Annotated in this window: 21 protein-coding genes; 4 read left to right on the top strand and 17 right to left on the bottom strand. The window is 63.6% G+C overall.

Annotation, left to right across the window (positions count from 1 at the left end; all coding sequences use genetic code 11):
- Positions 1 to 177: 177 nt before the first annotated feature.
- Positions 178 to 3,663 (top strand): PVC-type heme-binding CxxCH protein, encoded by a 3,486-nt coding sequence (locus IPV69_RS11315; RefSeq protein WP_206295216.1) that lies wholly within the window; start codon positions 178 to 180, stop codon positions 3,661 to 3,663.
- A 50-nt stretch (positions 3,664 to 3,713) separates the two neighbouring features.
- Here the strand turns inward: IPV69_RS11315 and IPV69_RS11310 are convergent, their stop codons facing one another.
- From IPV69_RS11310 to IPV69_RS11290, 5 genes are all read right to left on the bottom strand, one after another.
- Positions 3,714 to 4,265 (bottom strand): YqgE/AlgH family protein, encoded by a 552-nt coding sequence (locus IPV69_RS11310; protein ID WP_206295215.1) that lies wholly within the window; start codon positions 4,263 to 4,265, stop codon positions 3,714 to 3,716.
- Between the two features lie 42 nt (positions 4,266 to 4,307).
- Positions 4,308 to 5,507, bottom strand: coding sequence for a Gfo/Idh/MocA family protein (locus tag IPV69_RS11305; protein WP_206295214.1), 1,200 nt, complete (start codon positions 5,505 to 5,507; stop codon positions 4,308 to 4,310).
- A 59-nt stretch (positions 5,508 to 5,566) separates the two neighbouring features.
- Positions 5,567 to 6,931 carry a NupC/NupG family nucleoside CNT transporter gene (locus IPV69_RS11300; RefSeq protein ID WP_206295213.1) on the bottom strand — a complete coding sequence of 455 codons (1,365 nt, stop codon included), beginning with the start codon at positions 6,929 to 6,931 and terminating at the stop codon, positions 5,567 to 5,569.
- A 74-nt stretch (positions 6,932 to 7,005) separates the two neighbouring features.
- Positions 7,006 to 7,281 carry a hypothetical protein gene (locus IPV69_RS11295; RefSeq protein WP_206295212.1) on the bottom strand — a complete coding sequence of 92 codons (276 nt, stop codon included), beginning with the start codon at positions 7,279 to 7,281 and terminating at the stop codon, positions 7,006 to 7,008.
- A 166-nt stretch (positions 7,282 to 7,447) separates the two neighbouring features.
- Positions 7,448 to 7,774 (bottom strand): YnfA family protein, encoded by a 327-nt coding sequence (locus IPV69_RS11290; RefSeq protein ID WP_206295211.1) that lies wholly within the window; start codon positions 7,772 to 7,774, stop codon positions 7,448 to 7,450.
- A gap of 133 nt (positions 7,775 to 7,907) precedes the next feature.
- Here IPV69_RS11290 and IPV69_RS11285 point away from each other — a divergent pair, with 133 nt between their 5' ends.
- The gene (locus IPV69_RS11285; protein WP_206295210.1) at positions 7,908 to 8,258 is read left to right on the top strand and encodes a DMT family protein; all 351 of its coding nucleotides are present in this window, start codon (positions 7,908 to 7,910) and stop codon (positions 8,256 to 8,258) included.
- A gap of 38 nt (positions 8,259 to 8,296) precedes the next feature.
- Here the strand turns inward: IPV69_RS11285 and IPV69_RS11280 are convergent, their stop codons facing one another.
- A complete protein-coding gene (locus IPV69_RS11280) occupies positions 8,297 to 8,917 on the bottom strand; it encodes a response regulator transcription factor (RefSeq protein WP_206295209.1) in 621 nt (206 codons plus the stop codon).
- Positions 8,918 to 9,390: 473 nt separating this feature from the next.
- On the opposite strand from IPV69_RS11280, the gene IPV69_RS11275 reads away from it, so the two are divergent.
- The gene (locus tag IPV69_RS11275) at positions 9,391 to 10,026 is read left to right on the top strand and encodes a 3D domain-containing protein (RefSeq protein WP_206295208.1); all 636 of its coding nucleotides are present in this window, start codon (positions 9,391 to 9,393) and stop codon (positions 10,024 to 10,026) included.
- 72 nt (positions 10,027 to 10,098) lie between these two features.
- On the opposite strand, the gene IPV69_RS11270 is transcribed toward IPV69_RS11275, so the two are convergent.
- Both IPV69_RS11270 and hpt read right to left on the bottom strand, forming a co-directional pair.
- Positions 10,099 to 10,740 (bottom strand): PH domain-containing protein, encoded by a 642-nt coding sequence (locus IPV69_RS11270; protein ID WP_206295207.1) that lies wholly within the window; start codon positions 10,738 to 10,740, stop codon positions 10,099 to 10,101.
- A gap of 17 nt (positions 10,741 to 10,757) precedes the next feature.
- Positions 10,758 to 11,321, bottom strand: coding sequence for a hypoxanthine phosphoribosyltransferase (hpt, locus tag IPV69_RS11265; RefSeq protein WP_206295206.1), 564 nt, complete (start codon positions 11,319 to 11,321; stop codon positions 10,758 to 10,760).
- Between the two features lie 159 nt (positions 11,322 to 11,480).
- Between hpt and IPV69_RS11260 the strand changes: the two genes are divergently transcribed.
- Complete coding sequence (locus IPV69_RS11260; protein ID WP_206295205.1) at positions 11,481 to 12,089, top strand: DUF1579 domain-containing protein; 609 nt, start codon at positions 11,481 to 11,483, stop codon at positions 12,087 to 12,089.
- Positions 12,090 to 12,188: 99 nt separating this feature from the next.
- On the opposite strand, the gene IPV69_RS11255 is transcribed toward IPV69_RS11260, so the two are convergent.
- The 9 genes from IPV69_RS11255 to IPV69_RS11215 form a co-directional block, all read right to left on the bottom strand.
- Positions 12,189 to 12,650, bottom strand: a complete 462-nt coding sequence (locus IPV69_RS11255; protein ID WP_206295204.1) for an ExbD/TolR family protein — start codon at positions 12,648 to 12,650, stop codon at positions 12,189 to 12,191.
- A gap of 180 nt (positions 12,651 to 12,830) precedes the next feature.
- Complete coding sequence (locus IPV69_RS11250) at positions 12,831 to 13,298, bottom strand: ExbD/TolR family protein (protein ID WP_206295203.1); 468 nt, start codon at positions 13,296 to 13,298, stop codon at positions 12,831 to 12,833.
- 128 nt (positions 13,299 to 13,426) lie between these two features.
- Positions 13,427 to 14,035 (bottom strand): ExbD/TolR family protein, encoded by a 609-nt coding sequence (locus IPV69_RS11245; protein WP_206295202.1) that lies wholly within the window; start codon positions 14,033 to 14,035, stop codon positions 13,427 to 13,429.
- Positions 14,036 to 14,174: 139 nt separating this feature from the next.
- A complete protein-coding gene (locus IPV69_RS11240) occupies positions 14,175 to 15,074 on the bottom strand; it encodes a MotA/TolQ/ExbB proton channel family protein (protein WP_206295201.1) in 900 nt (299 codons plus the stop codon).
- Positions 15,075 to 15,954: 880 nt separating this feature from the next.
- A complete protein-coding gene (locus tag IPV69_RS11235; protein ID WP_206295200.1) occupies positions 15,955 to 17,235 on the bottom strand; it encodes a vWA domain-containing protein in 1,281 nt (426 codons plus the stop codon).
- 914 nt (positions 17,236 to 18,149) lie between these two features.
- Positions 18,150 to 20,231, bottom strand: a complete 2,082-nt coding sequence (locus IPV69_RS11230) for a serine/threonine protein kinase (RefSeq protein ID WP_206295199.1) — start codon at positions 20,229 to 20,231, stop codon at positions 18,150 to 18,152.
- Between the two features lie 924 nt (positions 20,232 to 21,155).
- Positions 21,156 to 21,773 (bottom strand): hypothetical protein, encoded by a 618-nt coding sequence (locus IPV69_RS11225; RefSeq protein ID WP_206295198.1) that lies wholly within the window; start codon positions 21,771 to 21,773, stop codon positions 21,156 to 21,158.
- Between the two features lie 32 nt (positions 21,774 to 21,805).
- Entirely contained in the window at positions 21,806 to 22,366 is a 561-nt protein-coding gene (locus IPV69_RS27930; RefSeq protein WP_390884408.1) for a hypothetical protein, read from the bottom strand.
- Positions 22,367 to 22,660: 294 nt separating this feature from the next.
- Positions 22,661 to 23,194: a hypothetical protein gene (locus IPV69_RS11215; protein ID WP_206295196.1), complete on the bottom strand. Its 534-nt coding sequence runs from the start codon at positions 23,192 to 23,194 to the stop codon at positions 22,661 to 22,663.

The raw sequence follows: 23,194 nt of genomic DNA, 5'->3' as shown, positions 1-23,194 counted from the left end.
CTTCGCGACAAGCTCCTGCGGTGTACCTCAGGATGACAGATGGGGTCGCTTGGAATCCAGCGCAGCACGCGCCGCATCGGGTTGCCCTCCGTGCCTCCGTGACTCCCTGGTTGTATCCTTATTCGGCGCGGCGAGACCGTTTGCCGACGTCCGTTGTTGTCTTAACCAGTACTGCAAATGAATTACCGCACCGTCGTACTCCCCCTGCTGTCAGCGATCGTCGCCTTGTTCGGTCTGGCCCTCGTCAGCCCGCTCCGGGCCGAAGACGAACCCCTCGGCGGCAAGCTCGAGTTCCGCGAGCCCAAAGCGCTGCCCGTGAAGACCGACGACGGTTCGGCGGAGCGGGCGATCGCCGGCTTCCATGTCGCGCCGGGGCTGAAGGTCAAGCTCTGGGCCGCCGAGCCGATGCTTTCCAACCCCAACGCGCTGTCCGTCGATGAGCAGGGCCGCGTTTATGTCTCTGAAGCCAACCGCTTCAAGGCCGGCGTGATTGACGTTCGCTCGACGATGAACTGGCTCGAGGAAGACATCGCCGCCAAGACCGTCGCCGACCGCGTGGCGATGGTGAAGAAGCACGCCGGCGAAAAGTCCGGCCGCGAGGCGATCGAATCGACCGATCCCGAGCGCATCATGCTCCTGCAGGACACCACCGGCTCCGGTAAGGCCGACAAGTACTCCGTCTTCTCACAAGGCTACAACCGTATCGAAGACGGCCTGGCCAGCGGCGTGTTCGCTTACAAGGGCAACGTCTACGCGACCATCATCCCCAACCTCTACAAGCTCAAAGACACCGACGGCGACGGCAAGGCCGACACCCGGAAGGTTCTCAGTACCGGCTACGGCGTTCGTTACGCCTACCTCGGTCACGACCTCCACGGCATGGTGATGGGCCCCGACGGCAAGCTGTACTTCAGCATCGGCGACCGCGCCGCCTCGGCCGAGGCGGTCGACGGCAGCCTCGCGATCTCGACCGAAAGCGGCAGCGTCTTCCGCTGCAACCTCGACGGCACCGAACTGGAAATCTTCGCCACCGGCCTGCGCAATCCGCAGGAACTTCGGTTCGACAAGTACGGCAACCTCTTCACCGGCGACAACAATCCCGACAAAGGCGACCCCGCCCGGTGGGTCTACGTCGTCGAAGGCGGCGACACCGGTTGGCGCATCGGCTACCAGCACGGCGAAAAGCCTCGCGACGGCGGCCCTTGGACCGCCGAGCAGATCTTCCAGACCGCCGAGTTCAACAACGCCAACTACATCGTCCCGCACATCGCCCATGCCGGCGCGGGTCCGAGCGGCTTGGCGTACTACAACGGTGTCGGTCTGCCGGACAAGTACAACGACACCTTCTTCATGTGCGACTACCGCGGCCAGGCCGTCACCAGCGGCATCTGGGCGTTCAAGGTGAAACCGAAGGGCGCGAGCTTTGAACTGACCAGCGTCGACGGCAAGCCGATCACCCGCGACACCAAGATCCAGGACGCATCGATCTTCTACGGAACCGGCGTCGTCGATGTCGACCAGGGCCCCGACGGATCGCTCTATGTCGCCGACTGGACGCAGGGTTGGGATCGTCCGTTCCGCGGGCGGATTTATCGCGTTGTCGATGAGGACAAGTCCGACAACCCGCTGGTGCTCGAAACCAAGCAGCTCATCGCCCAGGGTATGGAAGGCCGTCCGGCAGAGCAGTTGCTGAAACTGCTCGCCCATCCGGACATGCGCGTGCGGCAGGAGGCGCAGTTCGCGCTGGCTGCTAAGGGCGTTGAGAGTATTGCGGGACTGACAACGGCGGCGAAATCCAATCCATCGTTGCTCGCGCGCCTGCATGCGATCTGGGGTCTCGGGCAGATCGCCCGCAAGGCACCGGATGCGCTCAAGGATGTCGCCGGGCTGCTGGCCGATTCAGATTTGGAAGTCCGCTGCCAGGCCGCTCGCGTGCTGGGCGACGCCAGGACTGCGGGCGCATATGACTTGTTGGCCAAGCTCGCGGCCGATCCCGAGCCCCGCGCTCGCTACTTCGCCGTGATGGCCCTGGGCAAACTTGGCAAGAAGGAAGCGACGCCGGCCCTGCTGAGCATCCTCAAAGATAATGCCGACAAGGATGGCGTGCTGCGTTTCGGCACCGTCTGGGCGCTCGCCAAGCTCGGCGATGACTCGGCACTTGCGGCACTGGCGATGCACGACAGCGTCTCGGTTCGTCTCGGTGCGACACTGGCGCTTCGCCGAATGGAAAGCCCGAAGATCGCCGCTTTCCTCGGTGATGCCGACCGCATTGTCGTCCTCGAAGCGGCCCGCGCGATCAACGATCTGCCGATCGTCGATGCGCTGCCCGCACTGGCCGGGTTGGCGGACAAGCCGATCAACAAGACCAAGGGGTTCGCCGAGAAGGCCAAGGGCACCGGGCCCGGTCCGCAGGGTGACGTGGCCGACTGGATCCTCTGGCGGGCGACGAACGCCGCCTTCCGCTTGGGCACGCCGGCATCGGCCAAGCAGCTCGCCACGATCGCGTCGCGTACCGATGTCGCCGCAGACATCCGCGTCGAGGCGCTGCACGGGCTGACCGAGTGGGCCAAACCCGGCAATCGCGACCGGATCACCAACCTGTTCCGCATCATCGGCCCGCGCGACGCCGCCCCTGCCCGCGAAGCCGCCAAGGCGATCGTGGACAAGCTCGCCGACGACAAGTCCAACCCCGTGAAGGTCGCCGCGGCCAAGCTGGCGCAGAAGTATGGCCTGGGCGATCCGGCCGTTCTGGCGAAGATCTCGCTCGACGGCAAGTCGCCCGCCGACGTCCGGCTGGCGGCGCTGGGCACGCTCATCGAACAGAAGGACGGCAAGGTTGCCGAACTGATCGAGAAGCTGCAGAAGGATGCCGATGCGCAGGTTCGCCAGTCCACCATTCGGTTACTGGGGACACAGCCCAAAGGCGCAGAGACGCTGACCGCGATCGCGGCACAGGGCAAGGCGATCGGCGACATTAAAGCCGCGATCGACGGCCTGGGCGATGCCCCGGAAGGCACCGCCGACCAGACCCTGGCCGACTGGATGGCCCGACTGATCGACGGCAAGGCGCAGCCCGAGGTTGCGTTGGAGTTGCTCGAAGCCGCGGGCAAACGGAAAGACGCGAAGGTTGCCGCCGCACTCAAGCAGTACAACGACCGCCGCAAGACGGACGACCCGCTCGCGCAGTACCGCCAGACGCTCGCCGGCGGCGACGCGGCGGCGGGGCAGAAGGTCTTCGCCGAGAACGCCGCCGTCTCCTGCATCCGTTGTCACGCGGTGAACAACGAAGGCGGCATCGTCGGGCCCGCGCTGGACGGCATTGGCCTCAAGCAGCCTCGCGAATACCTGCTGGCATCGGTGGTCACGCCGAATGCCGCCGTCGCCCCCGGCTTCGAAAGCCTGATCGTTCAGACGACGGCCAACAAGTACAAGACCGGCATCGTGAAGAAGGACGACGACAAGGAACTCGTCCTGCTCGACGCCGAGAACAACCTGATCACCATTCCCAAGGGTGAGGTGAAGTCGCGCGAACGTGGCCCCTCGGCAATGCCCGAAGGCCTGCACGCGGCGCTGTCAAAGCGTGATCTTCGCAACCTCGTCGAGTGGCTTGCCAGCCTCAAGACCCCCGCCAATGGAACGTCGCTGGACCACGGGTCCAAGTAGAGAACGGGATGGCGCAATGTGGATCGCGGGAGGATCGCGCTGGCGGTGCGTCAGTTGAGCGAAGGATCATCCGGCATGATTTCCGGCGGAATCCAGCTTGTTTGCGCGGCCCGCGTGACCGCGCGGTGCAACTGCTGCCACAAATCGTCGTGGTCTTCGAAGACGTGCTCCAACTCGGCGTCGCAGGTTAACCATGACGCCGACTCCAGTTCGGCCTCCAACTGCCCCGCGGTCCAGCCGGCATAGCCGACAAAGAAGCGCGTCGGCGACGCGCCAGCCGTCACCAGCTTTTCGATCGCTTCGCGGTTGGTGCTCATGGTGATGCCGGGCATCACGTCCATGTCACCACCGGCTTCGTCGGAATGCAGGACCATCAGCGGTCCCTCGCAGGGTCCGCCCTGGTGGATTGACCCTTCGATCAGGCAGTCCCCGTCGCTGACCTGTTTCCATACGTCGCGGACGGAGGTTTCCAGCGGCCGGTTAAGAACCAGCCCCAAGGCCCCCTCCTCGCTGTGCTGGACCATAAACACGACGGTGTGGAAGAAGTTGGGGTCCGACAGCCGGGGAGCCGCGATCAGAAGTTGTCCCTGGAGCGAATCCATGTGCAGCCGATGATAGCGGGGTCGGCGTCGCGTGTCTGCCGTCTAACCACCGACCGACAGCGGGGCCTGCCGCTTGGTGAGCGGGAATGGAACGCGGGCGCTGCCCAGCCGCTGCGATTCGAAGACGGCGTTGATCATCTCGACGATCACCCGGCCGTCGCGGGGCCCGCACAGCGGGGAGCGGTCTTCACGAATCGCGGCGAGCAGGTCACGCCCGCCCACGGCATGGCTCATCACCTGCTTCGCCAGCGCCTCGATCGGTTCGGGCTTGCCGACGCCGGCCGTCGAGATTGGCGTCCAGGTGCGGGGCTCTCGGACCGGTTGGAACGGATTGCCGGGTAGAAGGTGTGCGAATGGCTCGGTGTCCATTCGCAGATCAATCACGCCGGCCGTGCCGATCAGTTGCAGGCCGAAGCCGGCATTCTTCGCACCGGCGTTGGCGACCGAATCGAAGAACGCAGGAATCCCGCTTTCGGTCTCGAACCGCGCGTGCACTTCGTTGCCAGCCAGGGGGCCGACGCCTTCGCCGCCATCCTTTACATCGGCCTTCGTGATCGGTTTGCGGTCCTGAAGCACGGTCGCCGTGCACGAGAGGGGGGCGCCGGCGAAGAAGTGAACCAGGTTCAGCACGTGCGAGCCGAGAACCCACAGGTCGAGAGACCCGCCGCGGGCGTCTTCCTTCCCGCGGCCGCGCAGTTCGAGCAGCTTTCCGATCGCGCCGTCCTTCACCAGCGTGGATACGGTGTTGAGCGCCGGGTGGTAACGGTTACGGTGTGCGATCGCCAGCTTGACGTTCTGCTTCTCACAGGCTTCGACGATGGCGTCGGCTTCGGCCGGCGTGCGGCAGAAGGGCTTTTCGATGTAGATGCCGCGTACCCCGGCATCGACCGCCGCCAGTATCATCGCCAGGTGCTCATCGACATAACGCGGGCCGACGGCGACGACCTGTGGCCTGACTTCGGCGAGCATTTTGCGGTAGTCGGCGTAACCGGGAACGCCGCCGAGCTTCTTCCGCGCCGCCTCCAGCCCGGCCGCATCGGCATCGGCGACGGCGACGACCTGTGTGCCCGCCACCTGCTGCCACATCACGTCCAATCCGTGCCCGTAATTGCCGCGTCCCGTGTGGCCGATCAGGCCGACGCGAATCGATTTCTCATTCTCCTTCTGCTGCGCTTGTGCGGCGACGGCGACCCCGGCGGCGAGGCCCAGGGCCATGAACTCCCGGCGGTTGATAGAAGGCATGCAGTTGATTCTGCCGAAGACCAACCCCTACCGCAAACCCGCGGAAGCCCGCCTGCCGTTTACACCAGCACGCCAATCACGCATGCGCCCATCATCGTTGCGATCGCGCCGCCGACCATTGCGAGCAGGCCGATGCGGCTCAGGTCGGCGCGGCGGCTGGGCTCCAGGGCGCTGATTCCGCCGATCTGGATGCCTACGCTCGCAAAGTTGGCGAACCCGCACAGCACGTAGGTTGCCAGAAGGGCACTTCGAGGGGACAGGTACGTCGGGTCGGCGTCCATCCGCTGGCCCATCTGCATGTACGCAATGAACTCGTTCAGGACAGTCTTGATGCCCAGCAGCGTGCCGACGTGGCCGGCGTCGTGCCAGGGGACGCCGCACAGCCAGGCGACCGGCGCCAGGACGATGCCGAACACCACTTCAAGGGTGATGCCGCCGTACACGGTCTGTCCGTCGACGACCGTCGCCGGCCCCAGGTGCAGCATGCCGGTCACGCCGGCGAACATCCAGTTGATAAGCGATACCAGCGCCGTGAATGCGATCAGCATCGCGCCCACGTTGAACGCCAGATACATGCCTTCGCTGGTTCCGCGGGTGGCGGCGTCGAGCAGGTTGGCGTCGGGCTTCTCGACCTGAAAGCTGGGGGAGGCGGTTGCGGGCGCGCTGGTTTCGGGCATGAGCAGCTTCGAGACGAACAGCGTCGCCGGCGCGGATATCAGGCACGCCGCCGCCAAGTGCCCGCCCACGTTGTGTACGTGGTTTTTCAGGAACTGCACGTACACCACCAGCACCCCGGAGGCGATGTTCGAGAACCCGCCGACCATGATGACCATCAGTTCGCTGCGGGTCGCCAGCGCGAGGAACGGGCGGACGAACAGAGGCGCTTCGGTCTGGCCGACGAAGATGTTGGCGGCGGTGCTGAGCGTTTCAGCGCCGCTGGTGCCCATGGTTTTGCGCATGATCCACGCCAAGCCGTGCACGATCCAACCCAGCACACCGACGTGATAGAGGATCGCCGTCAGCATCGAGACGAAGACGATCATCGGCAGGACGACGAACGCGAAGATCGAGCCGACGTTGGCAAAGCCTAGCTTGCCGCCGGACTGGTTCTCACCCGAGAAGACAGGGGCATCGGAACCGGCGAGGTTGCCGAACACCATCCTGGAGCCTTCCACGGTGAAGCTGAGGAGTTGCTGGACGGCGGCCTGGATCTTTTCGAGAAGGCCGGGGAGAAACAACACGATCGCGGCGAAAACGAACTGCAGGACAATGCCAAAGCCGACCACCCGCCAGGGAAATCCGCGGGCGCCGCGCAGCCACCCGATGAGCCAGACGATCAGTACGAAAACGACAAGTCCCAGCGCGGCCTGAGCCCGCTCGGCGAGTGTTCCGGGGGCGACGATCGGCGCATCGGCAAGAATCATGCGGGCCGAGGCTAGCGACGCTTGAGTGGCGGGCCAAAAGAAGGGGGTTTGTGCGACATAGGGGACGCCCCAGTTCACCGGGCTGCGGCACCGCTTTTCGATCGGCCGGCGACGACAATCCGCGTGGTGATCGCGTCCCAGGAGGGAGGTTGAACTGCCGTGTCGTCGGCTTCATAAACAACGCGACCAAACAGCACGCCGGAACCGGCGGCGTAGGGCGGCTGCGGGCGGGTGCCGTCCATGGTGATGAGGCGGTCGACCGGAAAGACCACCGGCTCCGACGCATCACCGGGCAGCGCGTGACAAAGCCCGTTGCGGATCAGAAGTGCGCCATCGAAGGATCGAATCATCGTCGCGTCCTTTTCTGCCGTAAACCTGCCCGCCGGTTCGCAGGGTGCTTCCACGGGGTGCCCGACTAGACGAGCGGTGCCCCTGAGGGGGTTCATTCGGCGCGGAGATCGGACGTGAGCGGCGATGTGAGGCTGTGGGAAGGGGGAAGCGGGAGACCTCCGGCAGTTATTGGGCTCGCGGCCCGAACATGATGATCGCCATGCCGAACAGGCAGACGGCTGCGCCCAGCAGGTCCCAGCGGTCCGGACGGACGCCGTCGGCATACCAGATCCAGAACACGGCGACGGCGATATAAACGCCGCCATAAGCGGCGTATGTACGACCTGCGTCCGTGGGATGAAGCGTCAGCAAATAGGCAAACGCCGACAGACTGATTGCGGCTGGTAGTACGAGCCACACCGATCCGCCCTTGCGCAGCCACAGAAACGGAAGGTAACAGCCGACGATCTCTGCGATCGCGGTCAGAAGAAACAGCAGCAGGCTTCGTACCATCGGCAAACTATAACAATCACCCGGGGTTGGCGATGTGGTCGGCGATGAATGCGGATGTGCTCGAGCGACTCAAAAACGCGTTGCGGCGCGTGCCGTGTCGCCGATAAGAATCATGCCGCGCCTGGCGGCAGTTATGAAAACGATTTTGCTATTGATCCTGTCTAATGTGTTCATGACCTTCGCGTGGTACGGCCATCTCCGATGGTTCCCCGAGGCCAAGGATAAGCCGGCGCCGCTGTTCCTGGTGATCCTGCTCAGTTGGGGGATCGCGTTTTTCGAGTACTGCTTCCAGGTGCCGGGGAATCGCATCGGGCGGAATCACGAGGGGTTCACGACCGGACAACTGAAGGTGATGCAGGAGATCATCACGCTTGTGGTGTTCGTCGTGTTCTCCTGGACGTTTCTGAAGGAGCCGCTGGCCTGGAACTACTTCGTCGCATTCGGCCTGATGGTCGCGGCGGCGTTCTTCGTCTTTGCGGTGTGAGGGCGTGAGGATGGGGCGCCGAGTTCGCAGTTCCCGCCTCACTCCACCTTGAACCCCTGCTTCTCGTACTCCTCGATCTTGTAGTAGAGGGTTCGTCGGCTGATTCCCAGCGCCGACGCGGTCGCCGTTCGGTTGCCGCGGTGCCTGATTAGTGTCGCGAGGATGTGCTGACGCTCGACCTCTTCGAGCGTTTTGCCGGCCGCGCCGGCGGGGGCGTCGTCGGGGATGTCGATAGTGTCCTGCCGGTCCTGAACGTCGTCGGCGGGCGAAGTGGGGATGACCGGCAGCGTGGTGCTGACCCGACGCAGGGCGCGGTCCAGCGCCTGTTCCAGTTCACCGAGACTTGCGGGCTTGGTCAGAAACTCGACCACTTCGAGGTGGATTGCGACTTTCGCCGATTCGACACTGCCGAATCCGGTCTGCACGATCCCCTGCACGTTCGGCCAGCGTTGCTTGACCCGGCGGAAGAACGAAAGGCCGCCTTCGCCGGGGAGATTGAGGTCGAGGATGATGATGTCGGGTGGATCGGCCTCGGCGAGGCGCATCGCCTCTTCGGCGGATCGGGCGGCGACGACCTCAAATCCCCAGCCCGGTAGAACGCGTTCCAACAACTCGCGCAGGCGGGCTTCATCCTCGACAACCAGAACGCGAGGCGACACGGGCGGGCGAAGTTGGGCGGAACTGGTGGACATTCGGCGAAGCCAACGCGGCTGTTCCCACTGGAACCAGCAGGGTGGCGTAGGTCAAGGGTGGGCGAAGATTGCATGCCTCCGCGACGTCGAACAGGGCTGTTAAAATGGGCTGCACCAAAATAGGGCGAGGTGCCGTGGCATCATCCCGCACAGGCCGAATCGCCTTGGACGCATGGAGGCTCATTGATGTGATCTGGTCCGATAATCGCGAACGCCCCGTTCAGGGTCTTTACCGCGGACGGTCGGCGGCATAAAACTTCCAATTAGCAAGCATCGGTCGAGCCGCGGTCGCGACTTGAAAAGTACGCCGCCACGACTCGAAAGACAGGGTACGTTCCTGGCCCATGGCTGAACGCGTCCTGAAAATTGCGGTGCTTCTGGAAGCCCGACGGTCAAGGATGACTGCACGCCGACTCCAACTTCACCCTTTTCGTCCCATCTTGACGACGGTCGCCGTGATCGTTCTGACCGCGGTCGCGGTTTTCGCACCGCTGGCATCGGCCAATTCGAGCAAGGCGGCGCAGCGTGCGGCGGCTTCGGGAGTGGCGTCGGATGCCGAACGGCACCAGGCGCTGTCATCGCTTGTCGCCGACCACGACGCCGCCGCCCGGCGGGCGATTGAGGCGTCACGTGAGCTGACCCAGGACTTTGCGACGCCGGCATCGGCTAAGGTTTCGGCGGCTCGACCGGCCGGGGGTGCGGAACTGCTTCGTTCGGCAAAGGACTCTGCCGCCGCCGTCGCCCCCGCCCGGGTGGCGGATCGCGACACCCGCACGATTCGCATGCTGGTGACCGCTTACTGTGCGTGCAAGAAGTGCTGCGGTGCCAACGCCCGCGGGGTGACAGCGAGCGGAAAGCACGTGTCGTACAACGGCGGGCGTTTTGTGGCGGCCGATCGGACAGTACTGCCGCTGGGCACCAAGCTCATGATCCCCGGTTACCACAACGAGACGATGGTCGAAGTGGTCGATACCGGCAGCGCGATCAAGGGGAACCGCCTCGACGTCTACTATCCGAGCCATCAGACGGCATTGGAATGGGGCAAGCGGTGGGTCGATGTGGTAGTCGTGGAGTGAGGGTGATTCGCCTGGGATTTGAGGCGCGGCCCACTGGTTCCATCTTCTGCGCGGGGGTTAGATGTCCTGCCTTCAGGCCCCGCCGCCGTGCTGAGCTTTGCTCATTGCTTCGCGAATGATCGACTCCACTTCCCTGGGATGGGAGATGGTCTGCCACATGCCTGGCGATTTGCGGTCGTCGGCGGGTTGAATCTCGATCGACCCCAGACGCAGGATCCGCTCGCGGAAGTTGACGATCACCCGAGTCTGGCTGATCCGGCGAAGGGGGCAGTCGAAGATCTCGACCTGGAATGCGCCGCTGAGCCTGACCACGCGCTGATCCGTCAGGATGTAAAGCCGATTCACCCACTGGATGGTGGCCCACATCAATCGCCCGGCGACCAGGAAGATTGCCGCCTCAAGGTAATACCAGGCGGCGTGAGGCGGAAGCCAGAGCTTGGCGGCCATGGCGCACATGGCCATGGCGGCGGCGAAGACCAGGCTGGTCAGGGGGATGAACCAGACCGAAGGCTTAAGAATCAACTGCACGACCTCACCGTCGCGCAGCACGTGACCCGTCAGGAGAATCGCCAGCGCCGGCGACATCGGCCGTTTAGGAGCGACCGCCGCCGCCCCGGGACTGGCGGCGGCGCAATAGTCATCGGCGTCGCGGCGGCTTGCTAAATCAGCCCCGCGATGCTCATCGATGCGAGATTCGTCGGGTGGTTTCTGCAAGAGTGTGTACCGGCGGTTTACTCCCGGCCGCGGGCGATTGCTTCGGGGGTCAGCGTACCGATGTAGGGGAGGTTGCGGTAGTAGTTGTTGTAGTCCAAACCGTAACCGACAACGAACTCATCGGGGATCTCGAAACCCCAGTAATCGACATGCGTCGAACGGGCCTCGGGCCGGTCTTTGCGAAGCAGGACCGCGGTGCGGACCGACTCGGCGCCCAGTTCCTTGACGATCGGCGTGATCAGCCGAAGCGTGCCGCCGCTGTCGAGGATGTCGTCAAGAATCACAACATGCCGCCCCCGCACGTCGCCGAGCTGGCTTCCCAGCAGTTGAGCGCCCTGCGTGCGCAGGCTGGATCCCGGGTAGCTGCTGACGGTGAGCAGGCCAATCTTCATCGCGAAGGGGATGTGACGGGTCAGGTCGGCGGCGAAGATCATCGCGCCGGTGAGGATCGGCACGATCGTCACCTCGGCCAGTTCGCCGTCGGTGCCGCCGTGGTCAGCAACGATGCGCGCCGCCATCTCTTTGACCCGCGCCGCGATTTGCTCCTGGGTGATCAACACCTTCTCGATGTCGCCTTGCATTCGGGCAGGATACCGGGGAAGCAGCCGAATGGCGAAAGCGTCGCCCGCCGCGTCTGGAATTCACACCTCATTCACCCTTGTGCGAAGACCGGCGGACACGCGATAACTGAAAGCCTTGTCGAGGGTGCGTGACGATCCACATTTTTTCGGAGAACGGGAATGAAACTCACATCAATACTGCGCCGGTTCGCGCCGGCATTGGCGGTCGCGGGTCTTTGTATCGGTGGCAGTGGCCTGCTCGCGCAGGAACAGCAGAAGAAGCCCGACCCCGCCTCCGAGATGGAAGCCTGGGAGGCTTTGCAAAAGCCCGGGCCCGAGCACGAAGCCCTTAAAAAGTTCGTCGGCGAATGGACCGCGGAGGTCACCACCATCATGCCCGACGGCACCACGATGAAATCGACGGGCAAGGAATCGGCGAAGCTGGTTCTCGGCGGCAGGTTCGTCGAGACCCACTTCGAAGGCTCCATGATGGGCAAGCCGTTCAGCGGACAGTCGCTGATGGGCTACGACAAGATGCTCAAGAAGTACGTCAACACCTGGGCCGACAGCATGTCGACCGGTGTCATGATCTTCTTCGGCGACGCCAGCGCCGACGGCAAGGTGTTCACCCTGTTCGCCGAGCAGAAGAGCGCCGACGGCAAGACCGAGAAGTGGAAGTCGGTCACCACTCTCGCGGACGACAAGGCAATGACCTTCGAGATGATCGCCACCCTGCCGGACGGCAAGGAGATGAAGATCATGTCGATCACGTATACCAAGGTGAAGTGAGGCGTGAAGTGACAGGGTGCGTTGGCACCATTGGACCTTACGCAGAAGGCCCACCCTTGCGGGCGGGCCTTCTGCTTTGTGCCGGGATTAAGGCTGCCATCATTTCGCGTACGCGAAGTTCACCTTCTTGAACTCCGCCCGAAGCGCTGCGTCGTACGTCGCGATGACCGGTGCCCAGGCGCTGTCGCCGGTGGGACGGATGACGATCTCGACCTCGTCGGCCGAGCCGGCCGCGACGAACTGCGCGTGACGTTCCTTCAGCTTCGCCGTGAGCGCTTCGCTGCTGCTTACCGTTTCACCGGCGAGTTGAAGCACGTCAAATCCTGCCGTCGAACGGCTGACGTGAATGTCGATGCGCGTCGGAAGTTTGTCGATCAACGTGGTCGCGGTCGGACCGCAAGCAACGGGGCTTTCAGGCAACTTTCCCTTCAGCGTGTGTTCGGCAATACCGAAGCTCCCCGCGAGCATCAGGAAGATCAGGATCACCATCACGATATCAACCAGCGGTGTCATGTTCGGACCGGCGTGCATGTGAGCCGGTGTCAGGAAGGTCTTTCGCACGAATGCCTCCTGCCTCGTGTGAGGCGAATGGAGTTTGGGTGGCGTGATTGACTCGATCCCGCCAAAAGCAAACAACCACGAAGGTCACGAATGCCGCTGCGAGTGATCGGTTGACGATCGGCTCATAGGGACCTTCGGGGCCTTGCGTGGTTGTCTGATTCGAACGGGCTGTGAACGCTGTTACTTCGATCCGGTCATAGCGAAGCCGACCTTCTCGAACTTGGCGCGAAGGGCGGCGTCGTAGAGCGGCGCCAGCGCTTCCCACCGCGTACCGTCGGCCGGGCGGAGGACGACTTCGACCTCCTTGGGGCTCTTACCCTCGGCCTTGTACTTGGCCAGGATATCGGACAGCTCCTTGAAGACCTGGTCCACGTGCGGGACCGGCTTCTGGGGGTTGGACGGCAGGAACGCCTGACCGTCGGTCCCGACGCGGATCTCGACGAGCACCGGCGGTGTCCAGCCCGGCGGCGGCGGCACACCGCCACCACCCGACGAGTGAATCGGCACCGAACTGACCATGTAATGCTCGCCCGTGCCGAAACTACCGGCAAGCATCAGGAAGATCAGGATCACCATCACGACGTCGACCAGCGGCGTCATGTTGGGTCCCGATTCGTAGTGGACCGCTTTGGCCCCTTTCATTTTCATAACGACCTTCTTTTTTTGTAGGGTCCGCCTTGGCGGACGAGGCCTTCCGAACGGATGCGATGTTTTGCATGCCGTTCGAACGCGGGCGACGCGATTGAGCTGCGGGTCCGCCGAGGCGGACCGTACGCTCAGTGCGCCGGCGCAGCGCCTTCGACCATCTTCTTACCAACGGCGGCGTAGTTGACGTTCTTCACACCGGCCTGGGCGATTTCCGCCAGGACGAGCTGGAGCAGCCGATACTCGATGTCCCGCTCGGCTCGCAGCGTGACCGAGAAATCGGGGTTCGGCTTCAGGCCTTTCTTGGGGTCGCCTTTGATTGCAGCCTCCAGCACGCGCCGGAACGGAAAGTCGCCGGCGGCGACGCCCTTGAGCTTGATCTGCTTGGCTTCGCCCTTGCCCTGGAACTGGTCCACCATCGCGGTGACCATCAGTTCCTCGTAGGGGTCGCCCAGCTTGCGGCGCTGGATCTGGCCCTTTTCGTTTTTCTTGGGCTGGCCCGTGGTCGGATCGTTGATGATCGTCTGCGGGTCGTTGAGCACGTTGACGACGAGGTTTTCGCCGAGGTTTTCGATCTTGGTGCCGACGATGGTTTCCGGCAGCTCCATCTTCGCAGCGCCGGTGGAGACGCCGATCTTCGCCACCAGCATGAAGAAGATGATCAGGCACATGACGACGTCGATGAGGGGCGTCACGTTGACGCTGCCTTCCTTCATCTCGGGCATTGAATGCTTAGCCATGGGGCCTCCTGTGAAAGGAGGTGTCGGGGCGGTTGAGTGGACGGGTGGCGCGGTTACTTAAGGTCGGCGTAGCGCGATTGCGCAGTGCCGACCCGAAGGCGACCGAAACACCCATCCACCCCTCTACCCATCCACCGAGTTATGGAAGCGGCGACGGAGCCGGTGCCGGGGCGGCCGGCTTACGCATGGGGGCGGGCATGCCCGGAGCGCCCGGGGGACGCGGGGCCTGCGGCGGGCCGCCGGGGGCGCCGGCCGGTTTGGCTTCCTGCGGCTTGACCATCAGGAGAAGCTCTTCGCACACCAGCGACGCGCGAACCGTCAACCGGTCCACGATCGTCCGAATGATGCCGAAGCAGCCGAGGCACGGAACGGCCAGGAACAGACCAAGGAACGTGTGAGCCAGAGCGCGACTGATACCACCGGCCAGGTCGCCCGGGCTTGCCGAGCCGCCGGCCGCGTTCATCGCCGCGAAGGCTTCGATCATACCGAGCACCGTACCGGTCAGGCCCAGCAGGGGTCCAAGGTTGCCGATGATGTTCAAGTACTCGATCGAGCGGAAGCGTTCGGCGGTCTGCTCGCCGATCGAGGTTTCCATCGCTTCCTTCATGCTGCTGAAGCTGGGGGCGCGCTTCAGGGCGGGGTTGAGGGCCTGGGCGACGAAGCTGGGATCGTTCTCGGTGTGCTCGATGAGCTCCTTGAACTTCTTCTGCGCGATCAGGTCGCGAATGTGCTGCACCGACGCTTCAGGCATGTATACGCCGGCCCGATTCTTGATGAAGCCCTGGATGATCAGGGTCAGACCGATCACCGACAGGATCGCGATGATCACGAAGATGAAGTCGATGTGACCGAGGACGATACTGATCAGGCCTTCGGGCGCCTTCTTTTCACCTTCGGCCGCGGGGGCCTGGGCCATCGCAGCCGCGGTGACCATCGCCATCACGGCGACGGCAAACAATTGCACGCCGAACTTTGCCAGCCGCGAGCGAATCGCAGCGGCCTTGGAGCCTTCAGCTCCGAACGAGGGGGACTGGGACATGACGCGAATCCTTTCTCCCATCTAGGGAGAGGTGTGAGGCGTGATTGCCGGCGGGCGACAGAGTGACTTGCAGAACCGCGAAGACGGACAGGGGGATCCCGTCGCGTGAGCCTTCGCACTGCCGGGGCGTTATGGACCGATCGAGCGGCTTGTCCGGGGAGACGAAGCGGTCGGCGGCACCCGTCTGCGGGGTCGGGCGGTCGCTTCCTCCGTTCGCGTGGGACGGAAGTCGCATCGTGCCCGGCTCTTCTTCGCAGAAGGAACCGCCGGCGCTCGGCGCCGGTGTCTTCGATCTAAAAGGGGATTCTGTGGTCCGGCTGGCCCGTCGTCTGACGTTGCTGGCGCTGTGCGCCTCGGAGGTTCCTCGCCCCGGCTCGGTGACTGGAGCCGATCTCACTGTGCGCCCGGTCGGGTCGCGAGGGGGAGAAGGCGGGATCGAAGGCGGTTCTAACGGATCAGCCGGAAACGTGTCTCTGTCGCTGATCGAGAACCCAACCGACGTCGCACTACCCTCTCAGAACATATTGATTCGCGTCTCGGGGCCGCTTCCGCCGAAGGGCTCCTGCATAGACGCTGTCGCCCGGCTCGCATCACGCGAGGACGGGTCTTCACTTCAGTGATTCGCTGTAAAGCACGCACCGGATACAGATTAGGTGCGATCGATCGTCCTTCCAGCCGCTTCTCCCGAACGTCCAGCCACCGCAGCGCGGTGGCTTTGTTTTGGGGAATTCGATGTTTTGGCGCCGCGGCCTACTCGAGATCGCTTCGGTGCCACGGGTCGGCGGTACTCCGCAGACCCGTGCGCGAGTTCGGCCGGTAGCACGGGTCTCCGGAGTACCGGCGACCCGTGGCACCAGTTCGCAGCTCCGCGTTCTCGTCACTACTGCAGATCCGCCTCGCGCACATAGCGATAGCTGCCGCCATTGTCTGCCGCAATTTTCTGCATAACCTGCTCGGCTTCCTTGTCGTAGGTCTCGAACAGGATCGTGTTGACCTTGACCTTCTTGCCGACGTTGGCCTTGTTGAACGAGTCCATTACTTCCTGATAGCTCTTGAGGTTGTTGAACTCGCCGTCCGACAGGAAGTAGAGCAGCTGGGGGGCCTGCTTAAAGCCGGCTTCGATGCCCGGGATCGGGTCGGTCGTACCGGTCGGGGTGATGTCTTCGAGGAAGGTGTAGGTATTGCGCTTGTTGTCGGGGTTGGCGATGATCAGGCCGTTCTTGTCGGCGATGTGATACTTGCCGCCGTCGGTGAAGAAGACGACGTTGTACGACTGGATCGGCCGCAGGCCGGCGATCGCCTTGGTCAGCTCGTGCTTGAGGGTGCCGAGCTTGTTGATCATGGTGCCGGTGGCGTCGCAGACGAAAACGATCTTGCGGGCGTTGCCGCCGTTACCGAAGACCGGACCCTTGGGGCCGATCGCGCCACCGCCGGGGGTGCCGAACATGGCGAGCGGGCCGCCGCCGTCACCCGAGCCACCGCCCGAGCCGTTGCCCTTGCCGGTGCCCACGCCGCCGCCTTTACCCAGACCGCCCATACCCAGGCCGATCAGGCCCGAGTCGGAGTTCTCACCCGCGCCGCCACCGGCCGCGGCCGGATCGACGTTGGGGCTCTGCTTGTCGGCCCAGCCGTCGGCGGAGCCGGCGTCGGGGGTGGTGTCCTGCATTGCCTGCTTCAGCGGGTCGCCGCCGGTGCCGACGTTCGGCACGCCGCCCGGGGGGGCGTTCTCGGCCATCGTCGATTCGGGGATGATCGTCTGCTCTTCCTGAACGATCTTCTGACCTTCCTGCACCACCGTCACCGCGAGCGTGACGCCCAGGATGATGATGACCGCATGAGCGACAAGGCTCGTTACGAACGGCAGAACGTTCTGCACCCAGGGCTGCTGAAAGAAGCCGACCTGGGGAAGGCCCTCCTCAGGGTTTTCGCCGGGCTGGCCAGGCTGGCCGGGAACGCCGGGTTGTCCGGGTGCCGGGGGCTTGGCGCCGGGTGGCATTCCGGGGGGCGGGCCGCCGGGGCCGGCCATCTTCGGGGGCATCGGCATGCCGGGCTTCATGCCCGGAGGGGGCATCATGCCAGGAGGCATCATACCGGCGGGGCCGCCGGGCATGCCCGGGGGCATCATGGGTTGTCCAGGGGGAACGGGGGGTTGCGCTGCCATTGGGTTCAGCTCCTTGACGGCGATGATCCGCGGTCGGAGGCATGGCGGCGACAGGCGGAACGGCCGGCTCGGGCCAGCTTGGCTCCACGGTCACCCACTCACACGCCGGTCCGAAAACCGATCCGCGCTCGTTTGTCTATCCATCCCGCCAATCCGAACGAGCCCGCTTGCTGGGTCATCCGGATCAATGGGAACTTTCAGTCGGCTCGGGCGTCACAACAACCGCGTCTTAAAAGGTACGCCCAAGAGGCAAGTGCCGACGAGGCAACTTGCCTGGCTGACCTGTTTTCCCGGCGTCAGACGTCTATCTTCGGATTCGCTTAAGGAATGGATCCGAGGCATCGACTTGACGGGGGGTACACGACCGATGAAGTGCCGCAAGCACCGCGGGGCGCTCCGCTCGAGTCCGCCTTGCCGGCGGCTAACTCCAGAACTGGGCAAACCCTGCGCTTCGACGAACTCCACCGCTCCGCCACTATATCCGTACCGGAAATGCGGTCAACGAAAATCCAACGCCGGTAATACGGTTCACGGGCTCCGTCATTAGGCTCGGTCGATGAGAGCACGACTTTGACGGTTTTGCCGGTGCCTCCCGATTTGCCGGTGCCCCAATGTAGGGTCCGCCTTGGCGGACGCGTGGACATCACCGCCGAATCGCGTCACCGCCGCACCGGGCCACCGCCGCACCGCGTCCGCCAAGGCGGACCCTACATGTCTGTGCGGGCCCAAGATTGAACGCCAAGACGCCGAGACGCCAAGAGTTGCCTTTCTTTGGCTTACGTCCTTGGCCGCTCGGCGTATTGGCGTTCAACGCTTCTGTTTGTCGTAGGGTCCGCCTTGGCGGACGCGTGGACGTCACCGCCGCACTGCGTGAACCGCCGAACCGCGTCCGCCAAGGCGGACCCTACACCGCTCTATTCCACCGGAACCGCCTCGGCCCGTTCGGCATACATTCGGGCCATCGGCTCATTCCCCCGGCGGGCAAACGCCTTGCTGACCGATCGGGCGTACTGCCGCTCCTCCTGCCGTCGGTCCGGGAGGGCAACGGTCGCGGCGATCGCTTCCTCCGCCGTCTCCACCGCGGCGAGCTCGTTCCCGGCGTTGATCCGGTTGATCGCAAGGTTCAGCAGCGCACCGGGCCGGCGGCATCCGCCCGACTGTGGATCGGTCTCGCTGAACACATCGACCGCCTCCTTGAAAGCCGTGTCGGCCTCGTCGTATCGCTTCTGGCCCGCGATCGCCGACGCCAGGATGGTCAGCGTCATCCCGAGTTTTTCACGGTAGGCCGTCCCCAGCCGGCGGAGAATGGCGACGGACTTTCGGGCGCGGTCCTCGGCCCGGGCGGCCTGCCCGTAGGCGTTGAAGCTGAACGCAAGCGCCGCTTCGAGCGGGCCGGCCAGCTCGTCGGGCGGATCGACGGTGCCTTTGTCGAGCCTGTCCGCCAGGTGACTGAGCCGTTCGATCGACGCCGCCCGCTGTTCGTCGGTCTCGTTGGCCAGCGGCAGGCACAACGCGCTGAGGGCGCCCTGGGCGGACACGACAAGACTGCCTTGGTACGCCGCGGCCGCCTCGGCCTGTGCGGCCCGCAACTTCCGTTCGTCGGCCAGTTGCAGGCTTGCCGCCGACACCTGTTCCTGCCGCACCCGTTCGGCGCGTTCGTCGCGGGCCCGGAGATACCCGGCCGCCGCGAGTGATCCGCCGACCAGCACCGCCAGGAGGACCGTTGCGGCCGCGACGACCGCGACGCGATTCCGACGGACGAACTTGGTCGTGCGGTAGACGAGTGTCGGCGGCACCGCGCGAAGGGGGCGATCGCTCAGGTATCGCTCAATGTCGTCGGCGAGTTCGGCGACCGACCCATACCGGCGGTCCTGGTCCTTCTCAGTGGCGCGAGTGGTGATCCAGTCGAGTTCCCCGCGAATCTCCCTGACACGAATCTCCAAGTCACGAATCTCCCCGGAACGCCTCGCACCCTCCGCCGCCGCGCGAGAGCCCGGCCCGGCCGATTGCAGGTATTGCTCCAGTCGTCGGCTCGGCGTGGGGAACTCTTCCTCGCGGACGATCCGCAGTCGCTCGAACGGGTCGGCCGACCGCAAACGCTCCGGATCGACCGGGGGCAGGCCGGTCAGCAGTTCGTAGAGCATCACGCCCAGCGCGTAGACGTCGGTGCGTACGTCGATCGTCCCCGGACCGCCGGCCTGCTCGGGGCTCATGTACTGTGGCGTGCCGATGCCGCGAAGAGGGTCCGCCGTCGCCGTGTAGTCGATCAGGTTCTCGTGCAACGCCTTGGCGATGCCGAAATCGATCACCTTCGCGACCGGCCGGGTATCGATCTCCGCCACCAGCACGTTGGCCGGCTTGATGTCGCGGTGGATCACGCCTTTCTGGTGCGCATGTCCGACGCCGCGGCACACGCCGAGGAATAATTCCAGCGTCGCGGCGAGCGACAACCGGCGGCCCTGAACGTACGCGGTGATCGGCGGCCCGTCGACGCGCTCCATCGCGAACCAGGGCCGGCCGGCCTCGGTGGTACCGGCGTCGAACACGCGGGCCACGTTCGGGTGCTCCATCAACGCAAGCACCTGCCGCTCGGCGTCGAACCGCAGCAGCACCTGCCGGCTGTCCATCCCCGGCTTGATGACCTTGAGCGCCACCTGCCGGCGGACCGGCCTGGCCTGCTCGGCCAGATACACCGAACCGAAGCCCCCTTCGCCGAGCTCCCGAATCACCCGGTAAGGCCCGACGGACACGGGCAGTTCGGCGGGTTTTGAAGAGAAGTTGGAAGGCCCGCTGTTGTCGTCGAACGTCGGCTCGGCCATGAACTGCCCGGCCGACTGATGCGCGCGGAGGAGGTCGAGCAGGTCCGACCGTTCGCCGGGCGGCAGGTCGCGGCATCGGCGTGCAATAAAGTCGGCGGGATCGGTCGTGCCGGTTTCCACTGCTTCAAAGAACAGTTCGCGGACGCGATTCCCGATAGTCTCCAGCGACGCACCCATACGCGACTCCCACAACACTGGCCAGGCTCGTTCACCCGGCCACACCCACAGAGCATACTTCGATCCCTAGTGCTGCGTCACAGCTTAATCTTGGGATTGGGTGCCATGGGCTGGCGTACTCGCCTGCCCGTGGTTTCGCGCGAGGAATGTCGTACCACGGGCAGCGGAGTACCGCAGCCCATGGCACCCAATCTATCCCAAGATCAACGTGTGACAGAGAACTCGGCCAGGTTTTGTCTCGAGTCCACATTTGTGTGCCATGCCCACGCCCGTCAGTCGTTTTCGAACTCGACGATTATCTCCCGCGTGGGCATGTGCGAGCGACGTGATTTCGGCACCTCGCATGCCCACGCGGAAAGCGGCCTGGGATTTCGGATGCCGGACGGCAGCGTGAGCATGGCACACCAACTTCTGTTTTAAGACAGTGCCCCGGCCGCAAGCCGGCGTTACGCAAAAGCGTCGCAGCACAAGTTGATGCTACCCGCAATGGATGAAGCTGTCCCCGGGTGTCCCCGGAATGACTGTGTGGGATTCGGCGCTTGTGGTGCAGGCGTCCCGCCTGCCATGCAGCCGAGACGGCTGCACCACAACGGCGCCGGGCGAGTCGGCCGATCCGCCTGCGGCGGGAGCCGTGCGGTAGAACGGGTGCTCGTCGGTCACCCGCAGGGTCTGGCAATGAGCCGAAGTTGGGGCCGTCGGCGTCGGCCAGGGTCAGGATCTGCAGATGGTACGCCGTACGCTCGTAGGTGCGGACGATCCGCCGACGGACCGGCGGGGCATCGGGGTCGTGCTCGTCGCGGGCGAGGAGCGACTGCCCGCCGCCGCGGCCCATCTCGCCGCTGCCGCGGGCGATGAGGATATCGGACGAGGTTTGGCAACAGCCAGAGACGGTACTCACCCGACCGGACGGACGAGTTCAAAGTTTCATCGAATCTTGGATTGGTGCGATATCTGCGATTCCACCATCTCAAAAAGTTCGCTCGCGCCAATAGAAGAACCAAGCGCATCGTCTAGTGGCTCCAGCCTAGCCGACCTAACGGTTTGCATCAGGAGCATTTCGCCAATCGCATGCTCCAAGAAAAAAGTTGCCAGACCGGCTGCCGCCGCTGATTCGAACTCTCTCGCGGCTGCAGTGAACATTGTAATCTCAAGGCCCCCGGTCTGAAGACTCGTTACGATGAAGCGAGCGTCTCGTAGGTCGACGTCGTATACTTCTTCCGTCATTCGCAACGCGTCTTCAACTTCCTGTCGCTGACGGCGACCGAAGATCTTCCATCCGTTCATGCGCGGAGCAGCAGCGAGCAACATATCGATTTCCCGAGCCACCTTGGGATCGGACTCCGGAGTAAAGACCAAGATGGCGTCAGTGTCGTCCGAAGTGACTTCGTGAACGATGTCTATTCTCGATCGTTGAAGCGCTTGGCCCACCCACGTGTATGCTGGCACGACGTTCCCAGCCATGATGTTCGTTCGGAGCTCCTCTTGAACGGACTGAATCGCATTCCAGAATCCGGTAATATCCCATGAAGACTGCATTGTCATAACGAGTCGCTTCCATCGATCCTATTGTGATTTCATCCCTGATGCCACTTCGTAATCAGTGCATCGCCTGCTTTAACACGCACTGCATTCTTAGGGAGATTCACACGCAGTGCCTTCTGCGCATTCGAGAGAGTTGTCCCTCCGATATCCACGAGGATTCCCTCAATACCCCGTCGTTCATCCATACTGAGATTGTCTGCGACAAGTGTTGAGTCAGGAGCGGCACCGTCAACGGTCTTAGCGCGATGGTCCGCGTCTGACATTCTTTTTGCGACGGGACGTCGAGTTCCGCCGACATACGGCTTGCCACTCTTGAGCCTTGTGGCCGACATCAGGTAGACCTTACCGGGCCCACCGCTCCCTTGGATGGGAGTGAACCCAGGTGTGCCTGCGCCCTTTAAGAGAGCACGTGCGGCGTCTTCGCCGTACTTCGCATTATGCACCCAAACCGCATCCGCCCCGTCCGGGGCGTGTTCGGCGAGGACGAAATACGTGTGGGCCTGCTCGACCTCCAGGTTGTAGACCTTCACGCCTTGCCGGTGGGCCTCGCCGGCGTTGGCGATGACGGTCAGGACGCCGGAATCGCCGAGCACCTCATCGCCGGCAGGATTCTCTGTCGCCGACGACTGGGCGGCATCTTGAAGCACTACTACCGCGCTGCGGCGTGAACTTATCCGGCTTGCTCAGCACCGCCAGCTCGCCGTCAAAAAAAACGCATGCGAGCGTTCTGGCGTGCGCCGATGTCCAAACATCCCGCTTCGCGATCCGCAACAACCGACCAAGAGTGGCAAGCGAAAGCTGCACGAACGGTCGCCATCACCCGGCAAAACCTGAGCGGAGCATGTGGCTGAGTTTTTGCACACTACGGCTTAGCGCAGATTCTTGGATTACCTGCGATTGCCAATCTGCCGCACGTTTTCTAGCTGACCTGTCACCGACTTCTGGTAGAGATGCGGCAATATTTCGCAATCGAAGTTCCCCAGTCTTTCAATATCCGATTCAGACATATTCATGAATAGTATCATGTTCTCATATGGAACGACAATCGCTCTATTATCATCCTGTGCAAAAAACACAATTTCGTCAGTTGGAAAATGTTCATTGTGCGACGACCATAAAGACAACGGAGTATCCGTCAACGCCAGCTCTGCCTCGCTGTTGAACTCCCACCGCGCTATATCAACCTTCGCGACCCCGTGATATGGTTGATACTTGATCGTCCCCTCCACCCTCCCAGTCCAAAGTCGAAATGGCCAAGCCTTTCTAAGATCATCTAGAGAGACGACATTCTTGAGGCCAAATGTAGATATGCCATCCTCCCGAAGAAAAGCAACAATTGAACGCCAGTGTTCGCTTGGAACGGCGTGCCAAGACTGCGTCAATGCGTCGAGACGGTAGATGTAGTAATGCAACGCTGCCAC

The organism is Humisphaera borealis, from assembly GCF_015169395.1.
Lineage (GTDB): Bacteria > Planctomycetota > Phycisphaerae > Tepidisphaerales > Tepidisphaeraceae > Humisphaera > Humisphaera borealis.
This window is presented reverse-complemented; position numbering and strand designations above follow the sequence as displayed.

Excerpts from the sequence above, each read along its gene's own strand:
- IPV69_RS11245 (WP_206295202.1), bottom strand. The coding sequence starts at position 14,035 with ATGGCTAAGCATTCAATGCCCGAGATGAAGGAAGGCAGCGTCAACGTG.
- IPV69_RS11235 (WP_206295200.1), bottom strand. The coding sequence starts at position 17,235 with ATGGCAGCGCAACCCCCCGTTCCCCCTGGACAACCCATGATGCCCCCG.
- IPV69_RS11225 (WP_206295198.1), bottom strand. The coding sequence starts at position 21,773 with ATGACAATGCAGTCTTCATGGGATATTACCGGATTCTGGAATGCGATT.
- IPV69_RS11230 (WP_206295199.1), bottom strand. The coding sequence starts at position 20,231 with ATGGGTGCGTCGCTGGAGACTATCGGGAATCGCGTCCGCGAACTGTTC.
- IPV69_RS11300 (WP_206295213.1), bottom strand. The coding sequence starts at position 6,931 with ATGATTCTTGCCGATGCGCCGATCGTCGCCCCCGGAACACTCGCCGAG.
- IPV69_RS11285 (WP_206295210.1), top strand. The coding sequence starts at position 7,908 with ATGAAAACGATTTTGCTATTGATCCTGTCTAATGTGTTCATGACCTTC.
- IPV69_RS11290 (WP_206295211.1), bottom strand. The coding sequence starts at position 7,774 with ATGGTACGAAGCCTGCTGCTGTTTCTTCTGACCGCGATCGCAGAGATC.
- IPV69_RS11260 (WP_206295205.1), top strand. The coding sequence starts at position 11,481 with ATGAAACTCACATCAATACTGCGCCGGTTCGCGCCGGCATTGGCGGTC.
- IPV69_RS11250 (WP_206295203.1), bottom strand. The coding sequence starts at position 13,298 with ATGAAAATGAAAGGGGCCAAAGCGGTCCACTACGAATCGGGACCCAAC.
- hpt (WP_206295206.1), bottom strand. The coding sequence starts at position 11,321 with ATGCAAGGCGACATCGAGAAGGTGTTGATCACCCAGGAGCAAATCGCG.
- IPV69_RS11310 (WP_206295215.1), bottom strand. The coding sequence starts at position 4,265 with ATGGATTCGCTCCAGGGACAACTTCTGATCGCGGCTCCCCGGCTGTCG.
- IPV69_RS11240 (WP_206295201.1), bottom strand. The coding sequence starts at position 15,074 with ATGTCCCAGTCCCCCTCGTTCGGAGCTGAAGGCTCCAAGGCCGCTGCG.
- IPV69_RS11295 (WP_206295212.1), bottom strand. The coding sequence starts at position 7,281 with ATGATTCGATCCTTCGATGGCGCACTTCTGATCCGCAACGGGCTTTGT.
- IPV69_RS11305 (WP_206295214.1), bottom strand. The coding sequence starts at position 5,507 with ATGCCTTCTATCAACCGCCGGGAGTTCATGGCCCTGGGCCTCGCCGCC.
- IPV69_RS11315 (WP_206295216.1), top strand. The coding sequence starts at position 178 with ATGAATTACCGCACCGTCGTACTCCCCCTGCTGTCAGCGATCGTCGCC.